Genomic DNA, 25,166 nt, shown 5'->3' with positions numbered 1-25,166 from the left:
CTTTGGAGTCGCTGGAAAGGGTTTCCCGCCTAGGCTTCCAGAACCACGGGAACGATCATGGGACGCCGGCGCAGGCGCCGGTTGACCCAGGTGCCCACCACGCGGCGGACCACCTGCTGGAGCTGGTACGTGGTGTGGTCCTTGTTGGACGTCACCGCTTCCTCCAGCGCAGAGCTGATCTTGGGCTTGATCTCGTCAAACACCGCGTCCTCTTCGGCGAAGCCCCGGGCATGGATTTCCGGCCCGGAAACTATGGTGCCGGTGCTGCGGTTGACCACGGTGATGACGGAAATGAAGCCTTCCTCGCCGAGGATGACGCGGTCCTTGATGTCCGTGTCGGTGATCTCGCCAACGCTGGAGCCGTCCACGTAGACAAAACCGCAGTCGACGGCGCCCACCACTCTGGCTTTGCCCTCGCGCAGGTCCACCACCGTGCCGTCATCGGCCAGGATCACGTTCTCCGCCGGCACGCCGGTGGCCTCGGCGAGCTTGCCGTTGGCAATCAGGTGCCGGGTCTCGCCGTGCACGGGCATGGCGTTCCTGGGCTTGAGGATGTTGTACGTGTACAGCAGTTCGCCGGCCGAAGCGTGGCCGGAAACGTGGATCTTGGCGTTGCCCTTGTGCACCACGTCGGCACCGAGCTTCATCAGGCCGTTGATGACCCGGAAGACGGCGTTCTCATTGCCCGGAATCAGCGACGACGCAAGGATCACCGTGTCACCCCGGCCAACCCGGATCCGGTGGTCGCCGTTGGCCATGCGGGACAGGGCTGCCATCGGCTCGCCCTGGGATCCGGTGGACATCAGCACCAGCCGGTCATCGGGCATGTCATCGACGTTCTTCAAATCCACCAGGATGCCGTCGGGCACGTGGAGGTATCCGAGTTTCTCGGCAATGGCCATGTTGCGGACCATGGACCGGCCCACAAAGCAGACCTTGCGGTTGTGCACGGCCGCGGCGTCCAGCACCTGCTGGACCCGGTGGATGTGCGAGGAGAAGGACGCCACGATGATACGCTTCTTGACCTTGCCGAACAGGGCCTCCAGCACCGGACCGATTTCCCGCTCGGCCGTGGTGAAACCGGGGACATCGGCGTTGGTGGAGTCCGCCATGTACAGGTCCACGCCCTCCTGTCCCAGCCGGGCGAAGGCGCGCAGGTCGGTGATCCGGCCGTCCAGCGGGAGCTGGTCCATCTTGAAGTCACCGGTGTGCAGGACGGTGCCGCCCTCGGTGCGGATGAAAACCGCCAGGGCATCCGGAATGGAGTGGTTCACGGCCACGAATTCACACTCGAACGGGCCAAACTGCTCCACCTGGCCCTCAGTGACGGTGAAGCTGAACGGCTTGATCCGGTGTTCCTGCAGCTTCGCTTCCACCAGGGCCAGTGTCAGCTGGGAACCGATCAGCGGAATGTCCTGCTTCAGGCGCAGCAGATACGGCACGGCGCCGATGTGGTCCTCGTGGCCGTGGGTCAGGACCACGCCCACCACGTCGTCGAGCCGGTCTTCAATATAGGAGAAATCCGGAAGGATCAGGTCAACGCCGGGCTGGTTCTCTTCCGGAAAAAGGACGCCGCAGTCCACGATCAGCAGCTTGCCGTTGATCTCGAACACGGCCATGTTGCGGCCGATTTCTCCGAGGCCGCCCAGCGGAACAATCCGCAGGGTCCCTTCTTCCAGGGCCGGAGGGGTTCTCAGTGCGGAGTCCGCTGTTTCAGTCATGGTGCCTTACGCCTCGTTGGTGGAAAGGGCCCGGGAAAAGTCCCAGCCCGCTTCGGCCAGATCAGTCAGGACAGTTTCCATTTCGACGGCGTCGGGGGCCACCAGCGGCAGCCGTACGGCAGCGTTCGGAATAACTCCCTGCATCCTCAGGATCTGCTTGGCGGACACGGCGCCGGGGATGTGGGTCATCACGGCACGCACCACGGGGTCCAGCTCGAAGTGGATCCGGCGTGCGGTGGCCAGGTCACCTGCTGCTGCGGCGTCCACCAGGGCGCGGAACTGTGCGGTGGCAACGTGGGCGGTAACGCTGACAACTCCCACGGCTCCTGCGGCCATCCACGGAAGGGTCAGGCTGTCATCGCCGGCATAGACGTCCAAAGTCGTGTTCGCCAGGACCTGCGTGACCGCGGCAAAGTCCGCTTTGGCGTCCTTCAGGGCCAGGACCGTGGGAATGTTGGCCAGGCGCACCATGGTGTCGGTGGAGATGGCAATGCCGGCGCGGCCGGGGATGTCATAGACCATGATCGGCAGGTCGGTGGCGGCGGCCACGGCTTCAAAGTGGGCGACGACGCCGGCCTGGGTGGGCTTGTTGTAATAGGGCGTAACGACCAGCTGCGCGTCCGCGCCTGCCCGGAGCGCGCGCCGGGCCATTTCCACTGAGTGGGAGGTGTGGTTGGTGCCGGTGCCGGCAATGACCTTCGCGCGGCCGCCCACTGTTTCGGCGACGACCCGGAACAGGTCTTCCTTTTCACTGTCCTCCAGCGTGGAGGTCTCCCCCGTGGTTCCGGAAACCACGAGACCGTCGCAGCCGTCTTCGACAAGCTTGTTGGCGAGGGTGGCCGTGGCCTCGAAGTCCACGGCACCGTCCTCGGTGAACGGTGTCACCATTGCGGTGACGAGGGTTCCAAACGGAAGTGCACGAATATCAGAGTCAGCCATGGGTAAAACGTTACCCGCTGCACACGGCCTTGGGACAACGCGGCACTGTTCCAGCCCGGCGGAGGGCCCGGGATGACGCGCGGTTTCCGTATCTGCCCGCACCGTGGACGCACTGCGGAAGTCCGGTACTGCTGTGAGACGATCGGAGCATGATCGGACGGCGGCTTACGGGCATTGACGCGGCCCGGGGCATAGCGCTTCTGGGCATGATGGCGACCCACATTTTTCCCCTGTACAACGAGCAGACGGGCGTACCGTCCTGGACGGGCCTCGTGCTGTCCGGACGCTCTTCGGCACTGTTCGCGGTGGTGGCCGGGATCGGCCTGGCGCTGCTCACCGGCGGCAGCCAGCCCCGCTCCGGAAGCGCGCTGGCTGCAGACCGCCGGGGCATCGCCGTGCGGGCCCTCATTATTGCGCTGGCGGGGCTGACGCTGGGCGGGCTGGACACGTCAATCGCCATTATCCTGTTCCACTACGGCGTCCTGTTCCTGCTGGCCCTGCCGTTTGTGGGCATGCGCGTGCCGAAGCTGGCCCTCTGGGCGGGCGGCTGGCTGCTGCTTTCCCCCGTGGCCGCGTACCTCATCCGGCCTTGGCTCTATGAGCACGTCTCGCCGCCCACGCTGGACACCAACATCACCTGGGATGCGTTCCTGCAGCCGGCCACCCTGGCCGCCGACGTCCTGTTTACCGGCTTTTACCCCGTGGTCCAGTGGCTGAGCTACCTGCTCATCGGCATGCTCATCGGCCGCCTGCGGCTGGGCGAGCTGCCGGTGCAGACGGGACTGGTGGCGGCCGGCATTACCGCTGCTGCGGGGGCAAAGTTCCTGAGCTACTACCTGCTGCTGGACAAGGGCGGCCTGGAGGCCATCCTGGCCACCAACTCCGGACGGATCTGGCCGCTGGAGCAGATGATGGAAGTCAATCTCGCCGGAGTAAAACAGACCGGTTCCTGGTGGTGGCTGGCGGTCAGCGGCCCGCACTCGGGCACCCCGCTGGACCTGCTGCACACGGCCGGCACGGCAGCCGCCGTCGTCGGTGTGTGCCTGCTGCTGACCCGGGCGCGGCCCAACCTGCTGCTGCCGCTGTCCGCAGCGGGAGCCATGACCCTGACCCTCTACAGCGTGCATGTGTGGATCATGAGCGTCACCGACGCCCTGCCCGTGCCGCCGGAGCCGGTGTGGCTTTTCTGGATCTCGGCGGTGGCGGCGGCGGCGATTGGCATCGCCTTTGCCAAGCTCGGCTCGCGCGGGCCGCTGGAAATGGTGACCCACGGAGCGTCCTCGCTGGCCCGCCACGGTTCCCTCACGAGATAGGCACGGTTCCCTCGCGGGTGGGACTGTTGGCGGGGAGGTGCTATTTGAAGAGCCGGCCCGCGCGGCGCATCGCGTCGCGTGCCCGCTTGCGGTCCCCGGCGGCGTCGTAGGCGCAGGAGAGGCGGAACCAGGCGCGCCAGGAATCCGGCTGGGCCTCCACCTCGGCCTGGTATTTGGGGAACTCGGCATCCGCAGCCTCGCGGATGATCCGGCCGCCCGGGGTGCGCGGCAGGTTATCCACCGGCAGCCCGCCCTCGCCGGCCAGGATGTGTGCCATCTTCTCGGTCCGCCCGCCAAACTGCAGTTCCCGGATCAGTGCCCAGGCTCCCACGATCGGAAGCACCAGGTAGGCCGCGCCCAGGGCCTTGGCGCTGAACTCATCGGCGCTCAGCAGCGTCCAGCCGCGCTGGAAGGAAATCACCAGGTAGAACACCAGCAGGAGGGTGACCAGCAGGACGCCGATCTTGGCTTTGTTCGTGAAAAGCCCGGTAAAAAAAGACAAGGTGTTCCTTTAGCAATCAGTGAGCCACGGCATCAGTGCCGCGCAGTCGTTTAGCCGTGCAGTCGTTTAGGAGTTCGGAGCGTTCAGGTTCAGGTAGCCGTCAAGGCCAACGGTGAGGCCGGGATGGGCCGCCGCTTCCCGCACGCCCAGCAGGACGCCGGGCATGAAGGAGGCCCGGTCAAAGGAGTCGTGGCGGATGGTCAGCTGCTCCCCCGCACCGCCGAACAGCACCTCCTGGTGGGCCACCAGGCCGCGCAGCCGCACGGAATGCACGCGGACACCGTCAATGTCCGCGCCGCGGGCGCCGGGAACTTCCTTGGTGGTGGCATCCGGAGAGGGTCCGACGCCGGCGTCGGCACGGGCCTGCGCGATCATTCCCGCGGTGCGGACGGCGGTGCCGGACGGAGCGTCGATCTTGTCCGGATGGTGCAGTTCAATGACTTCCACCGATTCGAAGTACCGGGCGGCCTGCGCAGCGAAGGCCGAGGCCAGGACGGAGCCGAGGGCAAAGTTGGGGGCGATCAGGACGGCGGTGCCGGGATGCTTCTGCAGCAGCGCCGCGAGCCGCTCCAGCCGGTCCGCGTCCCAGCCGGTGGTGCCTACGACGGCGTGCATGCCGTGTTCGACGGCGAACCGGACGTTGGCTTCCGTGCTGTCCGGAACGGTGAGGTCAATGACGTACTGAGCCCCGGCGGAGACCAGGGTCTCGAGGGAATCCCCGCGGCCCAGGGCGGCTGCCAGGCGAAGATCGGGGGCCGCTTCAACGGCCTTAACGGCTTCGGATCCCATGCGGCCGCCGGCACCGAGGACCGCTACGGCTAGTTGCTCAGTCATACCCCCAGATTACCGGTCACAGCGGAGCGTCCTGAACACCGTCTGACTCGCCGACTCCCACCCACTCCGTGGTTCCGTCCGAGAATCCCTGTTCCTTCCAGATGGGCACCCGTGCCTTAACGGTGTCCACCAGTTCCGAGCAGGCGGCGAAGGCCACGCCGCGGTGCGCCGAGGCGACGGCAGCCACCAGGGCCGCCTCACCGATCTGCAGCGGGCCGGTGCGGTGCCCCACCCAGATCCGCACGCCGTCGTACTTGTCCGCGATGTCCGCCGCCACTGCGGCGAGGACTTCCTCCGCACTCGGATGGGCACTGTAGGACAGGGTGGCCACCCCGCGGCCGCCGTCGTGGTTGCGGACAATTCCGCTGAAGCCCACCACCGCCCCGCACTCGGGGCTCCAGGCGGCACCGTTGGCATGTTCGGCATTCAGCGGCAGGTCTGAAACGGTGGCGTTGATGACCTCTGACATGGCGTTGGCGCCTCCCGGCGCCGGAGTTTCAGTGCTCATTTCGTCCTTCCAGCTGTCCGCAGATATGTCCGATGACCGGTTCCAGTACCGCGAGTCCGTCCGCCACGGCCCCGGGTGAACCGGGCAGGTTCACGATGAACGTCCGTCCCGCGGTGCCGGCATGGCCGCGGCTGATGGCCGCCATGGGCGTCTTGGTGCGCCCGTCCGCGCGCAGCGCCTCCATCACCCCGGGCACCTCCCGGTCCAGCAGCGGCAGGGTCTGTTCCGGCGTGAGGTCGTCGGGGCTCAGCCCGGTGCCGCCGCTGGTCAGGATCACGGCCGGTTCCAGCGCGAGCATCCGGCGCAGCGATTCGCCTACGGCAATGCCGTCGGGCACCACCTCGGCGAGCACGACGTCGAACCCCAGCGCGTACAGCCAGTCCGCGGCCAGCGGACCGCATTCATCCTCGTATGCCCCGCGGGCCGCGCGGGTGGAAGCGATCAGGACGGCGGCGGTGCGGCGCGGCTGCTGGTGCGGCGGCTCGTGCCGGCCGCCCGGATGGGAACTCACAGCGTCCAGTCTCCGCTCTTGCCGCCGGATTTGGCGAGGACCCGGATATCCGTAATAGAGGCGTGCTTGTCCACGGCCTTGATCATGTCGTACAGCGTCAGCGCGGCCACGGACACGGCGGTCAGGGCTTCCATTTCGACGCCGGTGAGCGCCTTGGTCTTCACGGTGGCCCGGATGACGACGTCGGATTCTTCCGTGTCAAAGTCGACTGTCACCTTGGTCAGGGGCAGCGGATGGCACAGCGGAATCAGCGTGGAGGTTTGTTTGGCGCCCATGATCCCGGCGATGCGGGCCACGGCCAGGGCGTCGCCCTTGGGCAGTCCGCCGTCGGAGATCAGCTTGAGGACCTCGGGGGTGGTGCGCAGCCGTGCCGCGGCTGTGGCTTCCCGCGCGGTCTCAGTCTTGGCGGACACGTCCACCATGTGGGCGGTGCCGTCGTCGCGGACATGGGTGAGCCCGAGCTGCTGCTCGTTGCTGCCGGCCATGGATAAATCCCTTCAAAGATGCGGGCGGACCCCGCAGGCAAATAAGTCTTTCGTCAACGCTTCGGAGCCCGGAAGAGTTACCGGTCCAACAGCCATACTGTCACTTCGGTGCCGGCGGGAAAGGACTCCCGGCCGGCGGGCAGGTGCACCAGCGCGTTGGAAGCGGCCAGGGCATGGACCAGGTGCGAGCTCGGGCCCCCCACCAGTTCCACCTCGCCGGTGCCGCCGGGGACGGCCGGCGGCAGATACCGGCCGCGGCGGACCTGATGCTTGCCGGCGGGGCTGCGGGTGTCCTCGCGCAGTGCGGCCGGCAGCTGCAGCCGCGGCCGGGGCAGGCCCGTGACGCTGCTCAGCGCCGGGCGCAGGAACATCTCAAAGGACACCACGCAGCTGACCGGATTGCCGGGAAAGGCAAGGAAGGGAATGCCGGCAACGCGGCCGATCCCCTGCGGGCCGCCGGGCTGCATGGCGACGGACAGGAAGTGCACGTCTTCCGCCTCCAGGCCCTGCTTCACCACTTCGTAGGCGCCTTTGCTGATGCCGCCGGAGGTAATCACCAGATCGGGCTGCCCTTCGGCGAGGTCGGCGTGCAGCCGGGCGCTCAACTCCTGCGGCGAGTCGGCCAGCACCCGGGTGAGCTGCACCTGCGCTCCGGCTTCCTCCAGCAGCGAGCGCAGCAAGGTGGTGTTGGCGTCGTGGATCTGGCCCGGCTGCAGCGGATGTCCCGGCGGCACCACCTCGTCTCCGGTGGTCAGCAGCAGCACCCGGGGCCGGGCCAGCACGGTAACGCGGTCCAGTCCCAGTGCCGCCAGCAGACCCAGCTGCCCGGGTCCCAGGACCGTGCCGGCGGTCAGCGCGGGGTCTCCGGCCTTGATGTCGCTGCCGGCGCCGCGCACATACTGCCCTGCGGGCACGCCGGCGGGAAGCCGGACGGCGGGCGGGGAGGGAACTCCTGACTCCGCGGGAGATGTGCTCTCCGGCGCCGGAAACGAATCCGGTACCGCCTGCTCAATGGGGACGACGGCGTCCGCACCGGGCGGGAGCATGGCACCGGTCATGATGGGGGCAGCTGTGCCGCGGGCCAGGGCGGGCGGATCGGAACCGGCGGGGATGGGTGCCGCAACGGCCAGTTCCACCAGTGCGGCAGGTTCCCCTGTCCCGGTGCCGGCCGCAGCCAGGTCTGCCGAATGCACGGCGTACCCGTCCATTTGGGAATTCGCGAACGGCGGCAGGCTCCCGGGTGCCGCAACATCGGCCGCGAGGATCCGTCCGCGGGCGCTGATGAGGTCCGTGTCCTCAGTGCCCGGGGGGCGCTCGCGGAATCCTGCTGCCAGCAGGTTCCGCACGGTGTCCTGGTGCTCGGCCACGCTGCGCGGCGAACGCTGTGCCGGGCGGCCGCCGGGCTCATCGGCGGGCGGGGTGTTGGGAGTGGACACCGGATTCCTTTGCTGGCGGGAACAGTTCCTAGCGGACCTTCACCCGAATTGTATGCAGGCCGGTGGCACCGTCGGGAACAACCGGCCGTTCCGTTTCATCCTGCTCGGTGCCGTTGGCGTCGATGGCGCGCACGGTGATGTCATGCTCCCCCGGCTCAAGGTCAAGGCGGGCGGACCACTGGACCCAGGTGTCCGCCGAGATCGAAGAGGCCAGGTCCGCGTCCTGCCAGGCGCCGCCGTCGACCCGTACCTGCACTCCCTTGATACCGGTGTGCTGTGCCCAGGCCATCCCTGCCACGGTGACAGTGCCGGCGTCCGCCGCGGCGCCGCGCGCGGGCGTGTCGATGCGTGAAGAGAGCTTGACGGGGCCGCGTTCAGTCCAGCCGCGCTGTGTCCAGTAGGCCACCTCGTCGGCGAAGCGGGTGACCTTGAGCTCGGTGACCCACTTGGTGGCCGAGACGTAGCCGTACAGTCCGGGGACCACCAGACGGACCGGGAAACCGTGCTCCAGGGGAAGCGCTGCCCCGTTCATGCCCACGGCCAGCAGTGCGTCACGGTTGTCCGTCAGGGCTTCCAGCGGCGTGGAGGCCGTCCAGCCGTCCTTACTGGTGGACAGCACCATGTCCGCACCGGACTGCACACCGGCGGCGGCCAGCAGGTTGCGCACCGGCCAGCCCAGCCATTTGGCGTTGCCGACCAGGCTTCCGCCCACCTCGTTCGAGACGCAGGCGAGGGTGACGTAGCTTTCCTGCAGCGGCTTGGCCAGCAGCTGGGCAAAGTTGATCTCCACCTCACGGTCCACCAGGCCGGTGACCCTGAGGGTCCACTGGTCGGGGTTCACCAGCGGCACGCTCAGGGCGGTGTCAATGCGGTAGAAGTCGGCTGCCGGAGTCAGCACCGGGTCCAGTCCGGCAATTCCCAGTTCCGCCCCGGCGGGGATTGGTGCTGCCGGAGTGACGGCGGCAGGCAGGGCCACGCCGTCGCGCAGGGCCGCCGTAGTGACCTGCCCCGCGCGGGAGCCTCCCGCCAGAGCGCCGGCCACCACGCCGACGGCGGCTCCTCCTCCCACGCCCAGGAGCACCTCCCGCCGCCGGGGGCCGGCCTCCTCGGGGACGGCGTCCCGCCATGCCTCGATGCGGGCCAGCAGGGCGCGCAGCACAACAATCCCGACGATTGCCGCAATTCCCGGAGGCACCAGCGAAAGTGCGCCCATCTGCAGCCGGGTCACTACGGACGCCAGCCCCGCCGCGCCCAGGAGGCCGATGAGTACGCTGCCGCTGGGTGGGCGGCGCAGCTGCAGGATGCCGGCAACCGCACCGCAGACGGCAATAAGGGCTGCCATGGACACCAGGAACGCTGTCTTGTCGGCCGTTCCGAACAAACCGATGGCCCATTCCTTCACCGGAGCGGGCATGCCATCGATGACAACCGAGCCCACTGCGGAGACTGGGGAGAGCGACGGGCTCATCAGTGCTGCGGACAGCTCCCCCGCCGCCACGCCCAGGCCCGCGGCCACCACTCCGGCGGCGGCGGACCACAGGGACAGGTGCCGGGCCGTGAATTCCCTGGCGGGGTTTCCGGTGGGTTTTCTGCTGGGTGTTCTGCTGCCCTGCGGGATCATGCTGCACGCTTTCGTTGGGGAGAGGGGTGCCGGGAGGGGTGGATTCAGCGCGGCAGCAGCAGTGCCACTCCAAAGCGGGCCACCGCCACGAGCACCAGATACAGGGAGATCAGGATGAGGCAAATGCCCAGCGCAATTTCGGGCTGGTTGGAATTGAGGCTCAGTTCAATCTGCAGCGGGAGGGTCCGGGTGCGGCCCTCGATGCTGCCGGCAAACGTGATGGTGGCGCCGTACTCCCCAAGCGACCGGGCAAAGGCCAGCAGTGCGCCCACGATGATGCCCGGCAAAGCCAGCGGAACCGTGATGTACCGGAGGATGGCCGTGGGTCCGGCCCCGGACGTGGCGGCTGCCATTTCCAGGTCATGGTCCACGGCCCGCAGGCTGCTCAGGGACGCCACCACAAAGAACGGCAGCGAGACAAAGACCTGGACAATCAGCACGGCGGCCGGTGAATACCCGACGCCGAGGCCTGCGGATTCCAGCACCCGCCCGGCCAGGCCCTGCCGTCCCCAGAAGTACAGCAGGGCAATTCCGGACACCACCGGCGAGAGCACGAGCGGTATCAGCAGGATGCCGCGCAGCAGCTGCATCCACGGACCTGCCAGCTTGCTGAACAGCACGGCCAGCGGCAGGCCCAGCACCACGCAGATCAGCGTTGAGCCCACGGACGTGGCCAATGACAGCCCCAGAGCGGTGCGTGCTTCGGAGGCTGTCAGCAGCGACCCCAGGGACGTCCAGGGCACATTCAGCAGCAGTGCGGCCACGGGTCCGGCACAAAACAGCAGAGCCAGGGACGCCGGCACCCACAGCCAGGCCGGAGTGGTGGCGCGCGCGCCGCGGTTCACAGCGGAACCCCGTTCCGCCGTCGTGCGCCTGTTCCGGCCGGCACCGCTGCCGGCGCCGCTGCCCGCGTCACCGTTCGGGTCACGGTCCCGGTCACTGTCCGGGAGGCCGGAAGCCCGCCTCGCGGAAGATCCGGGCGGCGTCCTCCCCTGTAAGCCACTCGTAGAATCGGACAGCTGCCTCATGCTCTGCTCCCTCCGCGGTCAGTGCCGCGGGGTACTGGTTGGGGTCTGGATCGCTCACTTCAAGATACGTCACCCCTTGATTCGCAGCCGAGAGCGCATCGGTTTGGTACACCAGCCCGGCATCGGCCTGTCCCGTGGCCACTTTGGTCAAGACCGACCGGACGCTGTCCTCCCGGCTTTCCCCGGACAATGCCACCCCGGCGGAATCCAGCACGCGCCCGGCAGCACGGCCGCACGGAACCGAAGCAGCACACACCGCAGCCTGCACTCCGGGCGAGGCCAGGTCAGCCAGCGACGCTACCCGGCCAGGGTTGCCCGGTGCCAGCGCAAGCACTGTCGTATTGCCGGCCACCACTTGTTCGGCGGAAATCAGACCCCCGTCGCGGGCTGCGTCCAGGGACTCCATATCCGCGGTGATGACGACGTCGGCCGGAGCGCCGGACAAAAGCTGTCCCGAGAGCTGAGCGCTGGAGCCCAGATTGATGCGCAGCCGGCCGCCGCCGTCGTAGGCTTCATTCAGGGCTCCGATCACATCCGTGAGCGAGGCAGCTGCGAAGACTGTTATGTCGGGCTCCGGCGAGTCCTCGGACCCGCTGCCGGTCCCGGGCGCCGAACAGCCGGCGGCCACCGCCAGCAGGGCGGCGGAGAGAGCCAGGGCTCTGCTGCTTCGACAGATAAAACGCATTGATAGAGCCTAACCGTGAAAGGGCGTAACCTCGACCCATGGGTATCCAGCTGGGAATGCCGTCCATTGGTGCGCCGCTGAACGCGGCGGGCTCCGGCGTGTCCGCTTCCGCCGGCTGCGGCGTTTCCACCACAGCCGATGCGGGAGCAGCACCTGCCGACTCCGCCGGGGCGGTGGTTTCGGGCTCCGCCGCTGCGGCCGGGATCCGTGCCGCTGACGGACTGCTGGACCGCTATGGCCGGCGGGCCACGGACATGCGCCTGTCCCTTACCGATAAATGCAACCTGCGCTGCACCTACTGCATGCCCGCCGAAGGGCTGGATTGGCTGGCAAAGGACAAGGTGCTGTCCGGGGCCGAGATCATCCGGCTGGTACGGATCGGCGTCGAGATGCTGGGGGTCCGGGAGCTGCGGCTCACCGGCGGCGAGCCGCTGGTGAGGGCCGATCTGGTGGACATCATCGCCGGCATCCGGAGCAACCACCCGGAGCTTCCCATCTCCCTGACCACCAACGGCTTGGGGCTGGACAAGAAAGCCCAGGCGCTCAAAGACGCGGGCCTGACGCGCATCAACGTGTCACTGGACACCCTGCATCCGGACACCTTTGCACAGCTGACCCGCCGTCCGTTCCTGACCCGGGTACTGGCCGGCGTGGAGGAAGCAGCACGGGTGGGGCTGGGGCTGATCAAGATCAACGCCGTCCTCATGCGGGGGATTAACGACGTCGACTCCCCCGAGCTGCTCGAATGGGCCGTCAGCCACGGTTTTGAGCTGCGCTTCATTGAGCAGATGCCGCTGGACGCAGACCACGGCTGGACCCGCGACGGAATGATCACGGCCGCGGAAATCCGCGGTCGGATGGAGCGGGACTTTATCCTCACCCCGGATCCGCGGCAGCGCGACGGCGCCCCGGCCGAACGCTGGGAAGTCCGCCGCCGCAGCGCCCCTGACGTCCTCGCGGGCACCGTGGGCATCATTGCCTCGGTGACCGAGCCGTTCTGCGCGGACTGCCGCCGGACCCGGATTACCGCCGAGGGCAGGGTGCGCAGCTGCCTGTTCTCGCACGAGGAAACGGATCTGCTGGAGCTGCTCCGGTCTCCCGAGGCCGGAGACGCCGCAGTTGCGGAACGCTGGCAGGACGCCATGTGGGGCAAACCCAAGGCACACGGAATGGACCATACAGGCCTGGGCGACGCTGACTATGTGCAGCCGGACCGGACCATGAGCGCGATAGGCGGCTAAGTGCTGATTCGATACTTTGGGGCAGCCAAGGCGGCCTCCGGCACGGAAGAGGAAACCCTGGACGAAGGACCGCTGACGCTGGCCGAACTGACGGAGAAACTCTCCGCCCGGTATCCGTCATCCGGAGGAGGGGTCCCCGCCCTGGCTACCGTCATTGCGCGCAGCACGTTCCTGGTCAACGAGATCGCAGCACGGAACCCCGATCTGCTGCTGCAGGCGGACGACGTCGTTGATATCCTGCCGCCGTTCGCCGGCGGGTAGCCGCAGCACACCGGAAGCAGGAACCATCGCCTGCTTTAGCCTTTGCAGAGACTCTTCGTTCTTTTTTTGCCGAGCACCTCTTGTTCCGGGGAATCCAGCGTCTCGGAGAGCAACAGGCCGTGGCTCCACGCCAGAACCCGATTCCTGAATTACGGGGCACCTTCCCCAGCGGGTTAGAGCCGGAGGGGTGTCTCGGCCCAGAAGTCGCGGATCAGACTGGCAAACTCCTCTGCCCGCTCAATCTGCGGCATGTGCCCGGTGTCTCGGAAAGCGTGCGTGCGGGCCTGTGGCAAGTGCTTGCCGGCGGCGGCGAGGTGGGCGAACGGAAAGATCCTGTCCTTATCGCCCCACACGACCAGGGCCGGCACGTCCTGTGCTGCGATTCCAGTCATCAACTCCTCGCGCCAGGCCCCGCGGGAACCACGGAATGTGCCGAGTGCCGCAGCGGTGTCCAGGAAGACACGGGTGGCGTCCGGTCTCGAGGCCAAAAGGAACCCACGGCTAACCCTCTCGGCTGTGACCCGTGCAGGGTCGTGGAAGAGGTTGAGCTCGACCCGTCGCGCCGAGGCCGGACTGGGCTTGCCCATGAGCAGTTTACCCAGCGGCCGGACCGACGCCAGCCGAACCGGCAGAGCGACCTCGCGGCCGAAACCGGCGCTGCCGGCGAGCACGAGGCTGCTCACCCGCTCGGGAGACTGCAGCGACAGTTGCATGGCGACGGCTCCACCAAGGGAGTTGCCCACAAAATGCGCGGGCGATGCAATACCCACCGCGTCCAGGAAGGCCTCCAGGAAGCGGGCCAGGGCCGGCAGCGTGTACGGTTCCCGCAAAGGCGCGGATTCCCCGAAGCCAGCCAAGTCGACACTTACCACGCGGTAGCCTTGGCCCGCGAGCAACTCGTGCTGCTCAGTCCAGTCCTCGAGGCTGCGGCCAATTCCGTGCACCAGCACGACCGGGGTGCCGTCCCCCTCATCGCGGTACCGGACCCGGCCGCCGCCGACCAGGACGCTCTGCGTATGAGGAGTGTTGAGCCCCTCTGCCAGCACCGACGGCGGGACCGGAGCCCCGTCCCTGCGCTGGAAGCTTATGGACCCATCCTCAAGCCGGCGGCCGCTGAAAAGCCGGATGTCCTTTATATAGTTTTGGTGCAGCCGCCAAGGCACCCGCGAACCCTGCTTAGGCATTCCGTCGACTCCCCGCCGGATGTAGCCGGCGTTGAGATCGAGGAAAGGATGGGGAGTTTCATCGTCGGGGGTGAGCGGGGTTGCACTGGCATACCCGTTCGCGTCCAAATGCTGCAGCAGGCGGCAGGCGTATCGGCTGATCAGGTCAGCCTTCATTGTCCAGGAAACGTTGGTGTATCCCGAGACCACGCTCAGGTTGGGAACACCCGAGATCATCATGCCCTTATAAGCGAACCGCTCGCCAACGTTGACCTTCGCGCCGTCGATGCTCAACGTCATGCCGCCCAGCCACTGCAGATTCAGCCCGGTGGCAGTCACGATAATGTCGGCGGGAAGCTGCTCGCCGGACTCAAGCTCGATCCCGTCCTCGGTAAAGGTCCGGGTGTTGCCGGTGACGATTGAGGCTTTGCCGCCGCGCAAGACAGTAAACAGGTCGCCGTCAGGGACCGCACATATGCGCTGGTCCCAAGGGTTGTAGGGCGGATTGAAGTGCGTATCGACGTCGTACCCCGCGGGAAGCAGCTTGATGGCGTCCCGACGGATCTTGGCACGAACCATGTCGGGCTTACTGCGGCTCAGTGTGTACCGCAGGTGCAGGTTCAGCCAGTTCTTCCACCGCAGGACCGAATAGGCTCCGGATGCAGGGAGCACGCGCCGCAGCACATCTGCCAGAGGATCGGCGGCCGGCACGGACGCGATGTACGTGGGAGTGCGTTGCAGCATGGTGACGTGTGCAGCCTTCTCGGCCATGCTCGGGAGCAGCGTCACAGCGGTGGCACCGCTGCCGATGACAACCACACGCTTGTCCGTGTAATCAAGATCCTCAGGCCAGTGCTGGGGATGCACGATCTGGCCGCGGAAACCCTCTTGGCCTGCAAACACCGGGCGGTGGCCCTCGTCGTATCGGTAGTACCCGGTGGCACCGATGACCCACGAGGCGGTGAAGTGAATGGTCTCCCCCGTGTCTGTCCGCTCTGCGGCCACCGTCCATTGGGCGTCGGCCGTGGACCAGTCCGCGGACAAGACTCTGTGGTGGAACCGGATGTGGCTGGTAATTCCGTACTCGTCAGCGGTCTCCTCGACGTAGCGCCTGATCGATTCCCCCTCGGATATCGCTTTCGGCTCCTGCCACGGTTTGAAGGAGTAGCCGAAGGTGTACATGTCCGAATCCGACCGGATGCCGGGGTAACGGAAAAGGTCCCAAGTCCCGCCAATGGCACCGCGCGACTCCAGGACGGCGTACCGCTTACCCGGACACTCCCTGACGAGATGGGCGGCGGCACCAATACCGGAAAGGCCGGCTCCGATAATCAGGACGTCCAGGTGGTTAGCGGCTTCAGCCATCGTCTCTCCTAGGAAATATGCTCTCGGGTTGACACAGGCCTTAGACCGGCTACGTGAGGGACAACCAAATAGAGTATGATGAATACCATATTCATCACTATGAATTCCACCATAAACTGAGCACAGACTCCCGTCAAATGGGGCGGGTAACGCAAGCGGCCCGAAACTCTGGGGTCAAAAAGAGGATCGGATGACAACCCAACCAAGCAGTCGAGCCCAGGCCGTGGCTGCCCTGCTGTCGTCCCTTTCCGAGAGCTCCCGCCCTGGGGCTCGGTTGGGGCAGAAGGATGAGCTCCGCGAACGCAGCGGAGCGTCTTCCGGATCCTTCAACGAGGGTCTCAAAATCGCACAGGACCGAGGTGCCGTGGAAGTCCGCCGGGGGCCCGGCGGGGGCATCTTTGCTGTGGAGCGGACCATCCTTGGCCGTCTCGGCAACGAGCTGATGACCCTGGACACCGGCGACCCCAGCGTGGCTGAGGCTCTGCGAATGCGCAATACCCTCGATCCGCTCGTTGTGTCAGATGCACTGGATCATGCCACCATGGCCGACATCGCCTTATTGCGCGAACAGCTAAGCCGAATGGAACAGGCAATTGAAACCTGGGATATAAACGGCTTCATGAAGGCATGCACCAACCATCAAAGACATGTGCTCTCGCTGTCGCCAAACGCCATGCTGCGCCCGGTCTTCGGTGCACTACTGGACATCCTGGAACGTGAAGGGGTGCCGGTCTCAACCATGAGCCGTGCCCTAACCGAAGAAGGTCTTCGTGCTCGCCTGGCATTCTTCACTCGAATGACCACGGCCCTGGAAAGCCGGGACCGCGAAGCTGCGTACGCCGTCATGGAGGAATCCACAGTGGGCTGGCGCCCATACCTTCCCCGCGAGAACAGCGCACCCAGCCAACACCCCTGACCTGCATCAACGGCACTGAATGCCGCCCTTTGCGGGCAAGCAGCCAAGATCCGGGAGCAGGCGGACTCGCTCCTCAAGACGGAACGCACCGCTGCGCCGACCTCCGTACGGCATCAATCCAGTCTGCTGGATTACTCGTACCGAATTCCAAAATCACACGACGGACCATTCGGCGTATACATTTGTCAATGTCTTGACTATCGTTACCAGAACGGATGAGCCGTCGAACGTCATCAGCGTCTACCCGGGTCACCAGCAGTCCACTTCAACGATGAAGGAGCAACCCCAGCATGTCCCCGTACCGAACCATAAATCCCGCCACAGGCGACGAGGTCCAAACCTTTGCCACACTGACCAACGAGGAGGTGGAGGCCTCCGTCGCCCGTGCGCACACAGCATTCACGGACTGGAGAGCGACCCCCATCGAACACCGCGCTGCAGCTCTCTCGGCAATCGCTGACCGCTACGAAAAGCGCCTCGAGGAACTGGCGGAAACGGTGACACAGGAGATGGGGAAGACCCTCACCGAATCCCGCCTCGAACTTCAAATCGTCATCGACATCTACCGATACTACGCATCCAACGAGGTGGTCGAGTCAATCCAAAATGAGCCGATCGCCGCCCGCGGCGGAGGCTCGGCGTACCTCCGCCGCGACCCGCTAGGCGTGCTCCTCGGGATCATGCCGTGGAACTTTCCGCACTACCAAGTCGCGCGTTTCGTCGCACCTAATCTCCTCCTTGGAAACACGGTCGTCCTCAAGCACGCCTCGATCTGTGGCCCAAGCGCACAGGCCATCGAAGGCCTGTTCCAGGAAGCGGATCTCCCTGCCGATGTTTACATCAACCTCTTCGTCGACCACAGCCAGATTGAGCAGATCATCGCAGACGATCGCGTGCAGGGCGTTGCCCTCACCGGGTCCGATGCGGCCGGCGCCGCTGTTGCCGCGGTTGCCGGGAAGTACGTGAAGAAAGTTGCCCTGGAACTAGGTGGATCAGATCCCTTCATTGTTCTTGAATCCGCTGATGTGCAGCGGGCTGCACGGGACGCCGTCATCGGCCGTGTGCAAAACTCCGGCCAGACCTGCGTCGCGTCGAAGCGCTTCATCGTGGTCGACTCTGTATACGACCAGTTCCTGACCGCATTTGTCGAGGGGATGAAGCAGGTTCAGCCCGGCGACCCGATGCTGCCCGGAAGCATGATGGGGCCGCTGTCGAGCGAGCGCGGACGCACCGACCTGCACGAACAGGTTCGTGATGCAGTGAGCAAGGGCGCACAGGTGCTCGTTGGCGGTGAGATTCCAGCTGGTCCGGGATACTTCTATCCGGCATCCGTACTGACAGGCGTCACTCCTGATGCCCGGGCCTTCCGAGAAGAACTCTTCGGCCCAGTCGCGGTAGTCCATCGCGTTGCCGACGAGGACGAGGCGATTCGCATGGCTAACGACTCGCCCTACGGGCTCTCGAGCTCCATCTACACCACTGACCTCGATCACGCTCACGACCTCGCAGCGCGGATAGAAGCCGGCATGGTGTTCATCAACAGCATCGCGATGACTTCACCCGAGCTTCCCTTTGGCGGAGTGAAGGGCTCGGGCAGTGGTCGCGAGCTTGGCCTGCTCGGTCTCGAGGAATTCTCAAACCGGAAGCTCGTCCGCTCCATCGACGGCTGACCGTGTGCTCGCGTCCGTGTGCTGAAACCCGGTCGTGCAATGCATCGCTATTCACAGTTTTCGCACTATTAGAAGAGGAATGCCTCATGAAAGCATTTGCCGTTCTGTCCCCGGACAGCCCCGAAATTGTCGAGATCGACCTCAAGGAGCCGTCTCCTGAGTCGCATGAAGTCCTCGTCGATCTGACCCATTCAGGCGTTTGCCACAGTGACGTCCACATCCGCCTTGGCGGGTTTGACCTCGGATCCGCCGGGTTCCTGACCATTGACGCCCTCGGCAACTCGTACCCGATTGTGATGGGACACGAGATGGCAGGAATCGTCGCAGCGGTTGGAGACGAAGTCACCGACGTTGCCGTCGGAGATGCCGTCGTTATTTACCCGTGGCTTGGCTGTGGATCTTGCACCGCGTGCCAAAGCGGAAACGAAAACCGCTGCCCTAACGTCACCAACGCCCTGGGCATCTCGCAGCCGGGCGGCTACGCCGAACGGGTACTGGTCCCCCATGACCGATACGTGATTCCCCTCGAAGGGCTCGACCCCGCATGGGGTGCCGTCCTCACCTGCTCAGGTATCACCGCGTACGCCGCTGCCACCACGGCCCTCCCCCAGGATCCGGAGGATCCCGTAGTCGTCATTGGTGCTGGCGGCGTGGGTTTCATGGCCATCGCCACCCTGACCGCACTCGGACATCGCAATATCGTCGTTGTCGACCGGAATGATGGCAACCTCGAGCGCGCCAGCGCCCTCGGTGCCCGCAAGACCGGCGTCACTAGCGACTCGACCACACCCGAGGAGCTCACGAACTTGGTAGGAAGTGCACCAGCCGTCATAATCGACTTCGTCAACAGCGGAGCAACCGCTTCACTCGCGTACGGATCGCTGCGAACAGCGGGTACTTTGGTGCAAGTGGGCCTGTTCGGCGGCGAAGTGACGCTGCCAACCGCCCTCACGTCACTGCGCCAGATCCGGATGATCGGCAACTATGTGGGCGGCCTCAATGATCTCCACCAGGTGATCAAATTGGCCAGAGACGGCAAGCTTCCGAAAATCCCGCTCATCGAAGCCGAAATGTCACTCGACGCTGTTACCGAGGCACTCGACGGACTTGAGAACGGTACGTCCCGCGGTCGAACGGTTCTGACGCAGTCCGCTGCCGTCTAACAACGCTAATCCACCCATACGGTGGAATAGAGGGTCATGGTGAAGAGCAGCGCTCCTCACCATGACCCTCTCATTTTCGAGGCCAGCATAAAGACCGACCACTAAGCGCCTACATTTCAGGTCTTCGCTGGGAATGATGGTGCGGTAGCTGCAGCCGCTGTGTCCGCGAACGGAACATGTGCAGGATGAGAGCTCCTCCGGCTGCGGCGGCTGAGGAGGGGTTCGAAGAACGCGGCCAGCTCCGCCGTCGCCGTGAGCGGCAGGACGTTTGCCACGTACTGGTCAGGACGCACAATCACGACGACGCCGCTACGGTCCAGACCGCGCAGTTCGAAGATATCCGCGTTCGGATCTGCCGCGTAAACCTTTTCATAATCGGTGAGCTGGAACGGGCCGACCTGGGGTCGGAAGACGGTCGCAACCGCTCCAATGTCGATGGCGCTGTACGGCTGCTGGTAGATGACCTTCACATCGAACCACGCATCCGCGTCCGCCCTTTCCGGGATGGCTGCCAGGGGGGACTCCGGGGAGTTGATGAACCAGTCGGCGAGCAGGTCGGTGGCCGATCTGGTGCCGGGCTGTGCCCCGTCGGCGAAGACGTAGATTCGCCACCGGCCGTCCGCGGTCGCGTGATGGCCAAGGTGGATGCGGCTGGCGTCCGCGACACGCATCACGGGCGCAGACTTGAAGCGCTTGCCGAGAGGGAATCCGGCAGCCAGCTCCTGATGCTGAGGTTCAGCAATGAGCATGGAGGGGGTGTACTCGGTCATGAATCCGGCCGGGAACTCGGCGGTGCGGACGTAAAAATCCTCCAGATCGGAGGGGTTCTCGAAGTCCTCCGGCTTCTTCGCCATGAGCGTGGACCACTCTTTGTCGAAATTGATGAGGTTTTGCGCGACCACCTGGCGCTCCGCTGAGTAGGTCCCCAACAGGCTTTCGGGGCTGCGTCCCTCAAGAACATGGCCGAGTTTCCAAGCCAAGTTGAAGCCGTCCTGCATCGAGACATTCATGCCCTGGCCAGCCTTGGCACTGTGGGTGTGGCAGGCGTCGCCGGTGATGAACACGCGCGGCGCGCGGGTCCCTAGTTCCTCCGGCGGCACGTCGTCGAACCGATCGGTGAGGCGGTGACCCACTTCGTAGACGCTGTGCCAGGCTACGTCGCGAACGTCGAGGGTATAGGGGTGAAGGATGGTGTTGGCTTTGGCGATTATGTCCTCGATGGAGGTGCGGCGCACTGCACCCTTGTTGCCGGGGTCCACCTCGCCCAGATCAACGTACATCCTGAAAAGGTGACCCCCTTCCCTCGGAATCAGGAGGATGCTTCCGCCTGTACCGGACTGGATGGCGGACTTGAGACGAATATCCGGGAAGTCGGTAACGGCCAGGACATCCATGACCCCCCAGGCGTGGTTGGCCTGGTCTCCTGCGAGAGTGCTGCCAATTGACTCCCGTACCTTACTGCGTGCTCCGTCCGCACCGACAACGTATTTGGCCCGGACAATCCGCTCCTGGCCCTCGTGGGGACCGGAGGTGTGGAGAAGAGTCACGGTAACGGGGTACTCCCCCTCGTCCGCGACGTTGAGGGAACGGAATTCGAAGCCGTAGTCCGGTGTCATGCGCGTGGGCGAGTTGGCCATGAACTCGGCGAAGTAGTCCAGTACACGGGCCTGGTTTACGACGAGGTGAGGAAATTCGCTGATCTCGGCCGGGTCATCCGGGGTACGGGCAGCGCGGATGATGCGGGAGGGATCCGCTGGGTCCGGCTTCCAGAACGCCGTCTCGTTGATCCGGTAGGCCTCAGCGATAATTCTCTCGGCAAAGCCGAAGGCCTGAAAGGTCTCGACGGTTCGGGCCTGGATTCCGTCGGCCTGGCCGATGGCGAGCCTGCCGGGGCGGCGCTCCACGATGCGGGTGGTGATACCTGGGAACTGGGACAACTGCGCGGCCGCGAGCATACCGGCGGGACCAGTGCCCACGATCAAGACATCGACCTGGTCCGGCAGCTTGGCCGGCCTGTTAAATCCGGTTCCTGCTGCTGGCTGGACCCGGGGGTCCTCGGACACGTAACCGTGATGGTGAAACTGCACCGTTTCCTCACTTCGCTGTTAGCGGTTGGCATCGAAGTTCCGCAGAACCGGACGCATGGTCTAAGAATTTGACGATTCGCACTTGCAACCGGGCAGGGCTGTACGCGAACACTCTGGAGGACAGTAGGTGATGCGCAGGGACGCCGGGTCGCGGCCCGGGGTGGGTCAGGGCCGTAGCCGTGATTGTTTTTCGAGCAAACGCGCGTTGTCCCGCCCGGGGTTTGTCAGGATCATGCACAGGGCCCCCGCCCCGACGAGGAGAACGGATGAGAACATGAAGATGATGCTGAATCCCGCTTGCGGGGTCTCGGAACGATCGACCAGGAAGCCGGTCAGGGCCGGGGCGATGACGCCGGTCAGGGAGTAGATCGCCGTATAGACACCAAGCACTCCGCCGCGAATTCCGGTTGGTGCGAGCTCGCTGATCACGGCCTGGGACATCGGGATGATGCACGCGCTCAGGCCAAAAGCCAGCGCCATGAGTACTACCGAGAGTATGCCCCGGGGCGCGAAGTAGAAGCCCAGCATGGCCAACCCCGACAGCAGGACCATCGAGCCGCCCAGTGTTCCTCGGGCCCAGCGTGTGTCGATCTTGCGCCTGACCATCATCGTGGAGACGACACCCACGATGATGAAGATTGACAGTGCCTGGACCAACCAGGCGAACATGGTGAAGCCGGCCGTTTCGGTCATGGAATATCCCACGGTCGTGCTCAGGTACGAGGGAACCCATGCCAGCAACAGAGTGACTGACCAGTAGCTGGCAATGCCGGCAACCAGTACACCGATAAAGGAAGGGGTCATGAGGATTTGAAGATAACCGGCGGCTCTTCTCGGGGTCTGGTCTGTCTTGTCTGCGGCAGGTCCTTCGACGAAGGGGCCCTCCTTGCCCACGATCGCCCAGACGACGGCCCAGAGCAGACTCACAAAGGCCAACGCGCCGAACGTGATCTTCCAGGAATATCCGCTGATCATCCAGGACAGGACGGGTATGGCGACCATGGTTCCGATGGGGACGCCCAGCGCAATGCCGGTAACTGCCAGTGAACGCTTCTCGGGCGGGAACCATTTTAGAGCGGCGTGGTTGGTCACCCCGAAAGCGGGACCCTCTCCGGCTCCAAGCAGCATGCGGCTGGCCACCAGTGCCCCGAGACCCGCCATCGGTGCCAGGAGGAGTGCTTGGGCGACTGTCCACACCAGAGCCATGATGACGAGGATCGGTTTAGTGCGGAAAGAGTCTACGAGGAAGCCCACGAGCAGTGCCGAAATGCTGAAGACAAGGAAGAAAGCACTTGAAATCAACCCGTACTGCGTCGGCGTAATGCTCAGTTCCTTCATAATCGGTCCGGCTGCCAACCCCAGGACTGATTTGTCGGCGAAGTTGATGACATAGAAGATAAACAGCATCACCAGCACGACCCAGCCACGCACGCCTGTTTTCGGCCCCGTCACCGGTTGCTGTCGTGTACCCATCATTTTGTTACTCACGAATTATTCCTTGAGGGATCGGATGGAAGAGTGGTTCCCTGGCCGGTGAAGTAGGCAACGGTGGCGCCGTCTGCCTGTAGGATCACGTCGCAGATTTGGTTGCGCCCGAAGACCACGCGTTGGGTCGCGGTCGCGGTAATGGTCTGGCCCAGCCGGGCGGGTGCGATGAAGGTAATCTCCGCATTGCGGGTGAGGACTGTGCTGCCCGCCGTGGCGCAGCAGTAGGCCAAGGCTGAATCGGCCAGCGTGAAAAGAAACCCGCCATGGCAGACGCCATGCCCATTTGCCATGGTGCCGGCCACTGCCATGGTCATGGACACGCGGCCGTGCTCGACCTCATTCAGCTCGATCCCCAGGCCCAGCACGGCCTCGTCGGTTTGGTGGATTGCGTCCAGTCTCTCCCTTAGGGACAGAATGGTTTCGTCGACGACGGTCATTTTCCCTCCCATACCGGAGAGCGGCGTTCCGCGAAGGCACGCGCGCCTTCGCCGGCGTCAAGCGACGCCTGGACACGTGGGACTGCCTCATTGTTGATGCGCCACGCCCCCAGTTCCCGGGCCGGCAGCCCGGCCACCGGTTCGCGGTAGATCTGCTGGGTGGCGCTGACTGCCAATGGGGCGTTGCGGGCGATGGCTTCCGCGATTTCCAGGGCTCGTTCCAGTGCGCTGCCTTCCTCGGAGAGCACGCTCACGAGTCCGAGGTTGTACGCACGCTGGGCGTCGATGGGCTCTCCGGTCAGGAGCATCCACTGCGCCACCTTTTCGGGCAGTTGGCGCGGCAGCCGCAGGGCACCGCCGGCACCCGGAACGATTCCCCGGGTCACTTCCGGCAGGGCGAAGCGTGCCCGCGGGTCAGCCACGATGATATCGGCGGCCAGTGCAATCTCCATTCCACCTCCGTAGGCAAGTCCGTTCACCGCCGCGATGACGGGAAGATCGATGAGCCGCTCGGTGCAGCCGGCGAAACCGAACGAGGCCAGTTCGGGATCGTCGGGGACCAGGGATTCCCCTCGGTCCAGGGCCTTGAGGTCCGCTCCGGCACAGAATGCCTTCTCCCCGGTTCCGGTGATGACCACCGCGCGCACGGTCGGATTGCCTTGGGCGTGGAGAAGCCCTGCTGCAATGCCGGTGGATACGCCCTGGTTGACGGCATTCAGGGCCGCTGGGCGGTTGATGCGCAGGACCAGCACCTGGCCGCGGTGTTCTCTGGAGACTGCCTGTTCTTGGGTTGCGGGAGTGGTCATGGTTTCTTGTCCTCGGTGTAGTCATGGAAACCCCGGCCGCTTTTGCGCCCCAGCCGGCCTGCGGAGACCAGGCGGCGCAGCAGCTGGGGCGGGGCATAGGAGGCATTGCCGGTCTCCCGGTGCATCCCGTCGCCAGCCCGCAGCGCGACATCCAGCCCGGTCAAGTCCAAGGTGGCCAGGGGGCCCATTCGGTGGCCGAAGGCCAGCACGCAGGCTTTGTCTACATCCTCGGCGGTGGCCAGTCCTTCTTCCACCAGGCGGACGGCCTCCTGACCCAGGACCGTCATCAGCCGGGAGGTGACGAACCCGGCATCATCCCGGGACACCGTAATCGAATCCTTGCCCAGGTCCTGAGCCAAACGGCGGGCACGATCGAGGGTGCGGTCGCTGGTCTGCAGGCCCTGCACGATTTCACACAGCCGGGTTGCAGGAACCGGCGAGAAGAAATGCATACCAATCACGCGCTCGGGGGCGCGAAGGCCCGCTGCCAGCCGGGTGATGGGAATGGCGCTGGTATTGGTCGCCAGGAGCGTGTCATCGGACACGATGGTCTCGAGCTCCCGGAATACCTGGTTCTTGATGTCGGGATCCTCGACTATTGCCTCCACGACAGTCTGGACGCCTGCCAGGTCTGCAAGGGTGGCCGCCACCGAGATCCGTTCCGCCGCATCTGCGACGTCGGCGGCGGCGATGCGGTTCCTTTCGACGGCGGTCGCAATGCTCTTGAGGATGGCCGTGCGGCGCAGGTCCGCCGCCCCGTCGGCGGAATCGAAGAGCACAACTTCGAAGCCGGATTGCAGGGCAACCTGGGCTATTCCCCCGCCCATAAGGCCGGAGCCTACGACGCCAAGCCGCCGGGCGGCCTGGTGCGGGAGGGTACTTTGCTGGTGCATGGAAGTCCTTTCACTGAGGGGGTCCATCTGATGCGACCCGCCCACCTGTTGTCAAGCCTTTGACTTGTTTGCTAGTGGCACTCTACTGTGTGA

General features: G+C 65.2%; 23 protein-coding genes. 6 read left to right on the top strand and 17 right to left on the bottom strand.

All coding sequences use genetic code 11. The features are described from left to right. Positions 1 to 29: 29 nt before the first annotated feature. Both AC4D2W_RS13220 and dapA read right to left on the bottom strand, forming a co-directional pair. A complete protein-coding gene (locus tag AC4D2W_RS13220; RefSeq protein WP_490927362.1) occupies positions 30 to 1,721 on the bottom strand; it encodes a ribonuclease J in 1,692 nt (563 codons plus the stop codon). 6 nt (positions 1,722 to 1,727) lie between these two features. Beyond that, positions 1,728 to 2,660: a 4-hydroxy-tetrahydrodipicolinate synthase gene (dapA, locus tag AC4D2W_RS13215; RefSeq protein ID WP_490927361.1), complete on the bottom strand. Its 933-nt coding sequence runs from the start codon at positions 2,658 to 2,660 to the stop codon at positions 1,728 to 1,730. A 149-nt stretch (positions 2,661 to 2,809) separates the two neighbouring features. Between dapA and AC4D2W_RS13210 the strand changes: the two genes are divergently transcribed. Continuing rightward, a complete protein-coding gene (locus AC4D2W_RS13210) occupies positions 2,810 to 3,973 on the top strand; it encodes a heparan-alpha-glucosaminide N-acetyltransferase domain-containing protein (RefSeq protein WP_490927360.1) in 1,164 nt (387 codons plus the stop codon). A 40-nt stretch (positions 3,974 to 4,013) separates the two neighbouring features. Here the strand turns inward: AC4D2W_RS13210 and AC4D2W_RS13205 are convergent, their stop codons facing one another. From AC4D2W_RS13205 to modA, 9 genes are all read right to left on the bottom strand, one after another. Beyond that, complete coding sequence (locus AC4D2W_RS13205) at positions 4,014 to 4,475, bottom strand: hypothetical protein (RefSeq protein ID WP_490927359.1); 462 nt, start codon at positions 4,473 to 4,475, stop codon at positions 4,014 to 4,016. Positions 4,476 to 4,541: 66 nt separating this feature from the next. After that, positions 4,542 to 5,309: a 4-hydroxy-tetrahydrodipicolinate reductase gene (dapB, locus tag AC4D2W_RS13200; protein WP_490927358.1), complete on the bottom strand. Its 768-nt coding sequence runs from the start codon at positions 5,307 to 5,309 to the stop codon at positions 4,542 to 4,544. Between the two features lie 16 nt (positions 5,310 to 5,325). After that, positions 5,326 to 5,817, bottom strand: a complete 492-nt coding sequence (locus tag AC4D2W_RS13195; RefSeq protein ID WP_490927357.1) for a molybdenum cofactor biosynthesis protein MoaE — start codon at positions 5,815 to 5,817, stop codon at positions 5,326 to 5,328. Further along, entirely contained in the window at positions 5,807 to 6,328 is a 522-nt protein-coding gene (locus AC4D2W_RS13190; RefSeq protein WP_490927356.1) for a MogA/MoaB family molybdenum cofactor biosynthesis protein, read from the bottom strand. Before AC4D2W_RS13190 ends, AC4D2W_RS13195 begins: the two co-directional genes overlap by 11 nt. Continuing rightward, positions 6,325 to 6,813: a cyclic pyranopterin monophosphate synthase MoaC gene (gene moaC / locus AC4D2W_RS13185; protein ID WP_490927355.1), complete on the bottom strand. Its 489-nt coding sequence runs from the start codon at positions 6,811 to 6,813 to the stop codon at positions 6,325 to 6,327. Before moaC ends, AC4D2W_RS13190 begins: the two co-directional genes overlap by 4 nt. Before the next feature lie 77 nt (positions 6,814 to 6,890). Further along, a complete protein-coding gene (locus AC4D2W_RS13180; RefSeq protein WP_490927354.1) occupies positions 6,891 to 8,249 on the bottom strand; it encodes a molybdopterin molybdotransferase MoeA in 1,359 nt (452 codons plus the stop codon). Positions 8,250 to 8,277: 28 nt separating this feature from the next. Next, positions 8,278 to 9,870, bottom strand: a complete 1,593-nt coding sequence (locus AC4D2W_RS13175; protein WP_490927353.1) for a molybdopterin-dependent oxidoreductase — start codon at positions 9,868 to 9,870, stop codon at positions 8,278 to 8,280. A 44-nt stretch (positions 9,871 to 9,914) separates the two neighbouring features. Next, complete coding sequence (locus tag AC4D2W_RS13170; protein ID WP_490927352.1) at positions 9,915 to 10,715, bottom strand: molybdate ABC transporter permease subunit; 801 nt, start codon at positions 10,713 to 10,715, stop codon at positions 9,915 to 9,917. Between the two features lie 91 nt (positions 10,716 to 10,806). Next, positions 10,807 to 11,583 (bottom strand): molybdate ABC transporter substrate-binding protein, encoded by a 777-nt coding sequence (gene modA / locus AC4D2W_RS13165; protein WP_490927351.1) that lies wholly within the window; start codon positions 11,581 to 11,583, stop codon positions 10,807 to 10,809. Positions 11,584 to 11,621: 38 nt separating this feature from the next. Between modA and moaA the strand changes: the two genes are divergently transcribed. Continuing rightward, a complete protein-coding gene (gene moaA, locus AC4D2W_RS13160; RefSeq protein ID WP_490927349.1) occupies positions 11,622 to 12,824 on the top strand; it encodes a GTP 3',8-cyclase MoaA in 1,203 nt (400 codons plus the stop codon). Continuing rightward, on the top strand, positions 12,825 to 13,085 hold the full coding sequence (locus tag AC4D2W_RS13155) for a MoaD/ThiS family protein (protein ID WP_490927348.1): 261 nt from the start codon (positions 12,825 to 12,827) through the stop codon (positions 13,083 to 13,085). Between the two features lie 173 nt (positions 13,086 to 13,258). Here AC4D2W_RS13155 and AC4D2W_RS13150 read toward each other — a convergent pair whose 3' ends face one another. Further along, positions 13,259 to 15,613, bottom strand: a complete 2,355-nt coding sequence (locus AC4D2W_RS13150; RefSeq protein ID WP_490927347.1) for an alpha/beta fold hydrolase — start codon at positions 15,611 to 15,613, stop codon at positions 13,259 to 13,261. A gap of 190 nt (positions 15,614 to 15,803) precedes the next feature. On the opposite strand from AC4D2W_RS13150, the gene AC4D2W_RS13145 reads away from it, so the two are divergent. The 3 genes from AC4D2W_RS13145 to AC4D2W_RS13135 all read left to right on the top strand — a co-directional run bounded on the left by AC4D2W_RS13145 (position 15,804) and on the right by AC4D2W_RS13135 (position 19,362). Next, on the top strand, positions 15,804 to 16,529 hold the full coding sequence (locus AC4D2W_RS13145; RefSeq protein ID WP_490927346.1) for a FadR/GntR family transcriptional regulator: 726 nt from the start codon (positions 15,804 to 15,806) through the stop codon (positions 16,527 to 16,529). 290 nt (positions 16,530 to 16,819) lie between these two features. Beyond that, the gene (locus AC4D2W_RS13140; protein WP_490927345.1) at positions 16,820 to 18,199 is read left to right on the top strand and encodes an NAD-dependent succinate-semialdehyde dehydrogenase; all 1,380 of its coding nucleotides are present in this window, start codon (positions 16,820 to 16,822) and stop codon (positions 18,197 to 18,199) included. A gap of 86 nt (positions 18,200 to 18,285) precedes the next feature. Continuing rightward, the gene (locus tag AC4D2W_RS13135; RefSeq protein WP_490927344.1) at positions 18,286 to 19,362 is read left to right on the top strand and encodes an alcohol dehydrogenase catalytic domain-containing protein; all 1,077 of its coding nucleotides are present in this window, start codon (positions 18,286 to 18,288) and stop codon (positions 19,360 to 19,362) included. A gap of 116 nt (positions 19,363 to 19,478) precedes the next feature. On the opposite strand, the gene AC4D2W_RS13130 is transcribed toward AC4D2W_RS13135, so the two are convergent. The 5 genes from AC4D2W_RS13130 to AC4D2W_RS13110 form a co-directional block, all read right to left on the bottom strand. Next, entirely contained in the window at positions 19,479 to 21,449 is a 1,971-nt protein-coding gene (locus AC4D2W_RS13130) for an FAD-binding monooxygenase (protein ID WP_490927343.1), read from the bottom strand. Positions 21,450 to 21,614: 165 nt separating this feature from the next. After that, positions 21,615 to 22,937, bottom strand: coding sequence for an MFS transporter (locus AC4D2W_RS13125; protein WP_490927342.1), 1,323 nt, complete (start codon positions 22,935 to 22,937; stop codon positions 21,615 to 21,617). After that, a complete protein-coding gene (locus AC4D2W_RS13120) occupies positions 22,934 to 23,374 on the bottom strand; it encodes a PaaI family thioesterase (RefSeq protein ID WP_490927341.1) in 441 nt (146 codons plus the stop codon). Before AC4D2W_RS13120 ends, AC4D2W_RS13125 begins: the two co-directional genes overlap by 4 nt. After that, complete coding sequence (locus AC4D2W_RS13115; RefSeq protein ID WP_490927340.1) at positions 23,371 to 24,180, bottom strand: enoyl-CoA hydratase-related protein; 810 nt, start codon at positions 24,178 to 24,180, stop codon at positions 23,371 to 23,373. Before AC4D2W_RS13115 ends, AC4D2W_RS13120 begins: the two co-directional genes overlap by 4 nt. Further along, entirely contained in the window at positions 24,177 to 25,073 is an 897-nt protein-coding gene (locus AC4D2W_RS13110; RefSeq protein WP_490927339.1) for a 3-hydroxyacyl-CoA dehydrogenase family protein, read from the bottom strand. The genes AC4D2W_RS13115 and AC4D2W_RS13110 overlap by 4 nt, the downstream gene beginning before the upstream one ends. Positions 25,074 to 25,166: the final 93 nt, after the last annotated feature.

The organism is Arthrobacter sp. TJ-58 (assembly GCF_058269295.1).
This window is presented reverse-complemented; position numbering and strand designations above follow the sequence as displayed.

Excerpts from the sequence above, each read along its gene's own strand:
- AC4D2W_RS13220 (WP_490927362.1), bottom strand. The coding sequence starts at position 1,721 with ATGACTGAAACAGCGGACTCCGCACTGAGAACCCCTCCGGCCCTGGAA.
- dapA (WP_490927361.1), bottom strand. The coding sequence starts at position 2,660 with ATGGCTGACTCTGATATTCGTGCACTTCCGTTTGGAACCCTCGTCACC.
- AC4D2W_RS13210 (WP_490927360.1), top strand. The coding sequence starts at position 2,810 with ATGATCGGACGGCGGCTTACGGGCATTGACGCGGCCCGGGGCATAGCG.
- dapB (WP_490927358.1), bottom strand. The coding sequence starts at position 5,309 with ATGACTGAGCAACTAGCCGTAGCGGTCCTCGGTGCCGGCGGCCGCATG.
- AC4D2W_RS13195 (WP_490927357.1), bottom strand. The coding sequence starts at position 5,817 with ATGAGCACTGAAACTCCGGCGCCGGGAGGCGCCAACGCCATGTCAGAG.
- moaC (WP_490927355.1), bottom strand. The coding sequence starts at position 6,813 with ATGGCCGGCAGCAACGAGCAGCAGCTCGGGCTCACCCATGTCCGCGAC.
- AC4D2W_RS13175 (WP_490927353.1), bottom strand. The coding sequence starts at position 9,870 with ATGATCCCGCAGGGCAGCAGAACACCCAGCAGAAAACCCACCGGAAAC.
- modA (WP_490927351.1), bottom strand. The coding sequence starts at position 11,583 with ATGCGTTTTATCTGTCGAAGCAGCAGAGCCCTGGCTCTCTCCGCCGCC.
- moaA (WP_490927349.1), top strand. The coding sequence starts at position 11,622 with ATGGGTATCCAGCTGGGAATGCCGTCCATTGGTGCGCCGCTGAACGCG.
- AC4D2W_RS13150 (WP_490927347.1), bottom strand. The coding sequence starts at position 15,613 with ATGGCTGAAGCCGCTAACCACCTGGACGTCCTGATTATCGGAGCCGGC.
- AC4D2W_RS13145 (WP_490927346.1), top strand. The coding sequence starts at position 15,804 with ATGACAACCCAACCAAGCAGTCGAGCCCAGGCCGTGGCTGCCCTGCTG.
- AC4D2W_RS13140 (WP_490927345.1), top strand. The coding sequence starts at position 16,820 with ATGTCCCCGTACCGAACCATAAATCCCGCCACAGGCGACGAGGTCCAA.
- AC4D2W_RS13135 (WP_490927344.1), top strand. The coding sequence starts at position 18,286 with ATGAAAGCATTTGCCGTTCTGTCCCCGGACAGCCCCGAAATTGTCGAG.
- AC4D2W_RS13120 (WP_490927341.1), bottom strand. The coding sequence starts at position 23,374 with ATGACCGTCGTCGACGAAACCATTCTGTCCCTAAGGGAGAGACTGGAC.
- AC4D2W_RS13115 (WP_490927340.1), bottom strand. The coding sequence starts at position 24,180 with ATGACCACTCCCGCAACCCAAGAACAGGCAGTCTCCAGAGAACACCGC.
- AC4D2W_RS13110 (WP_490927339.1), bottom strand. The coding sequence starts at position 25,073 with ATGCACCAGCAAAGTACCCTCCCGCACCAGGCCGCCCGGCGGCTTGGC.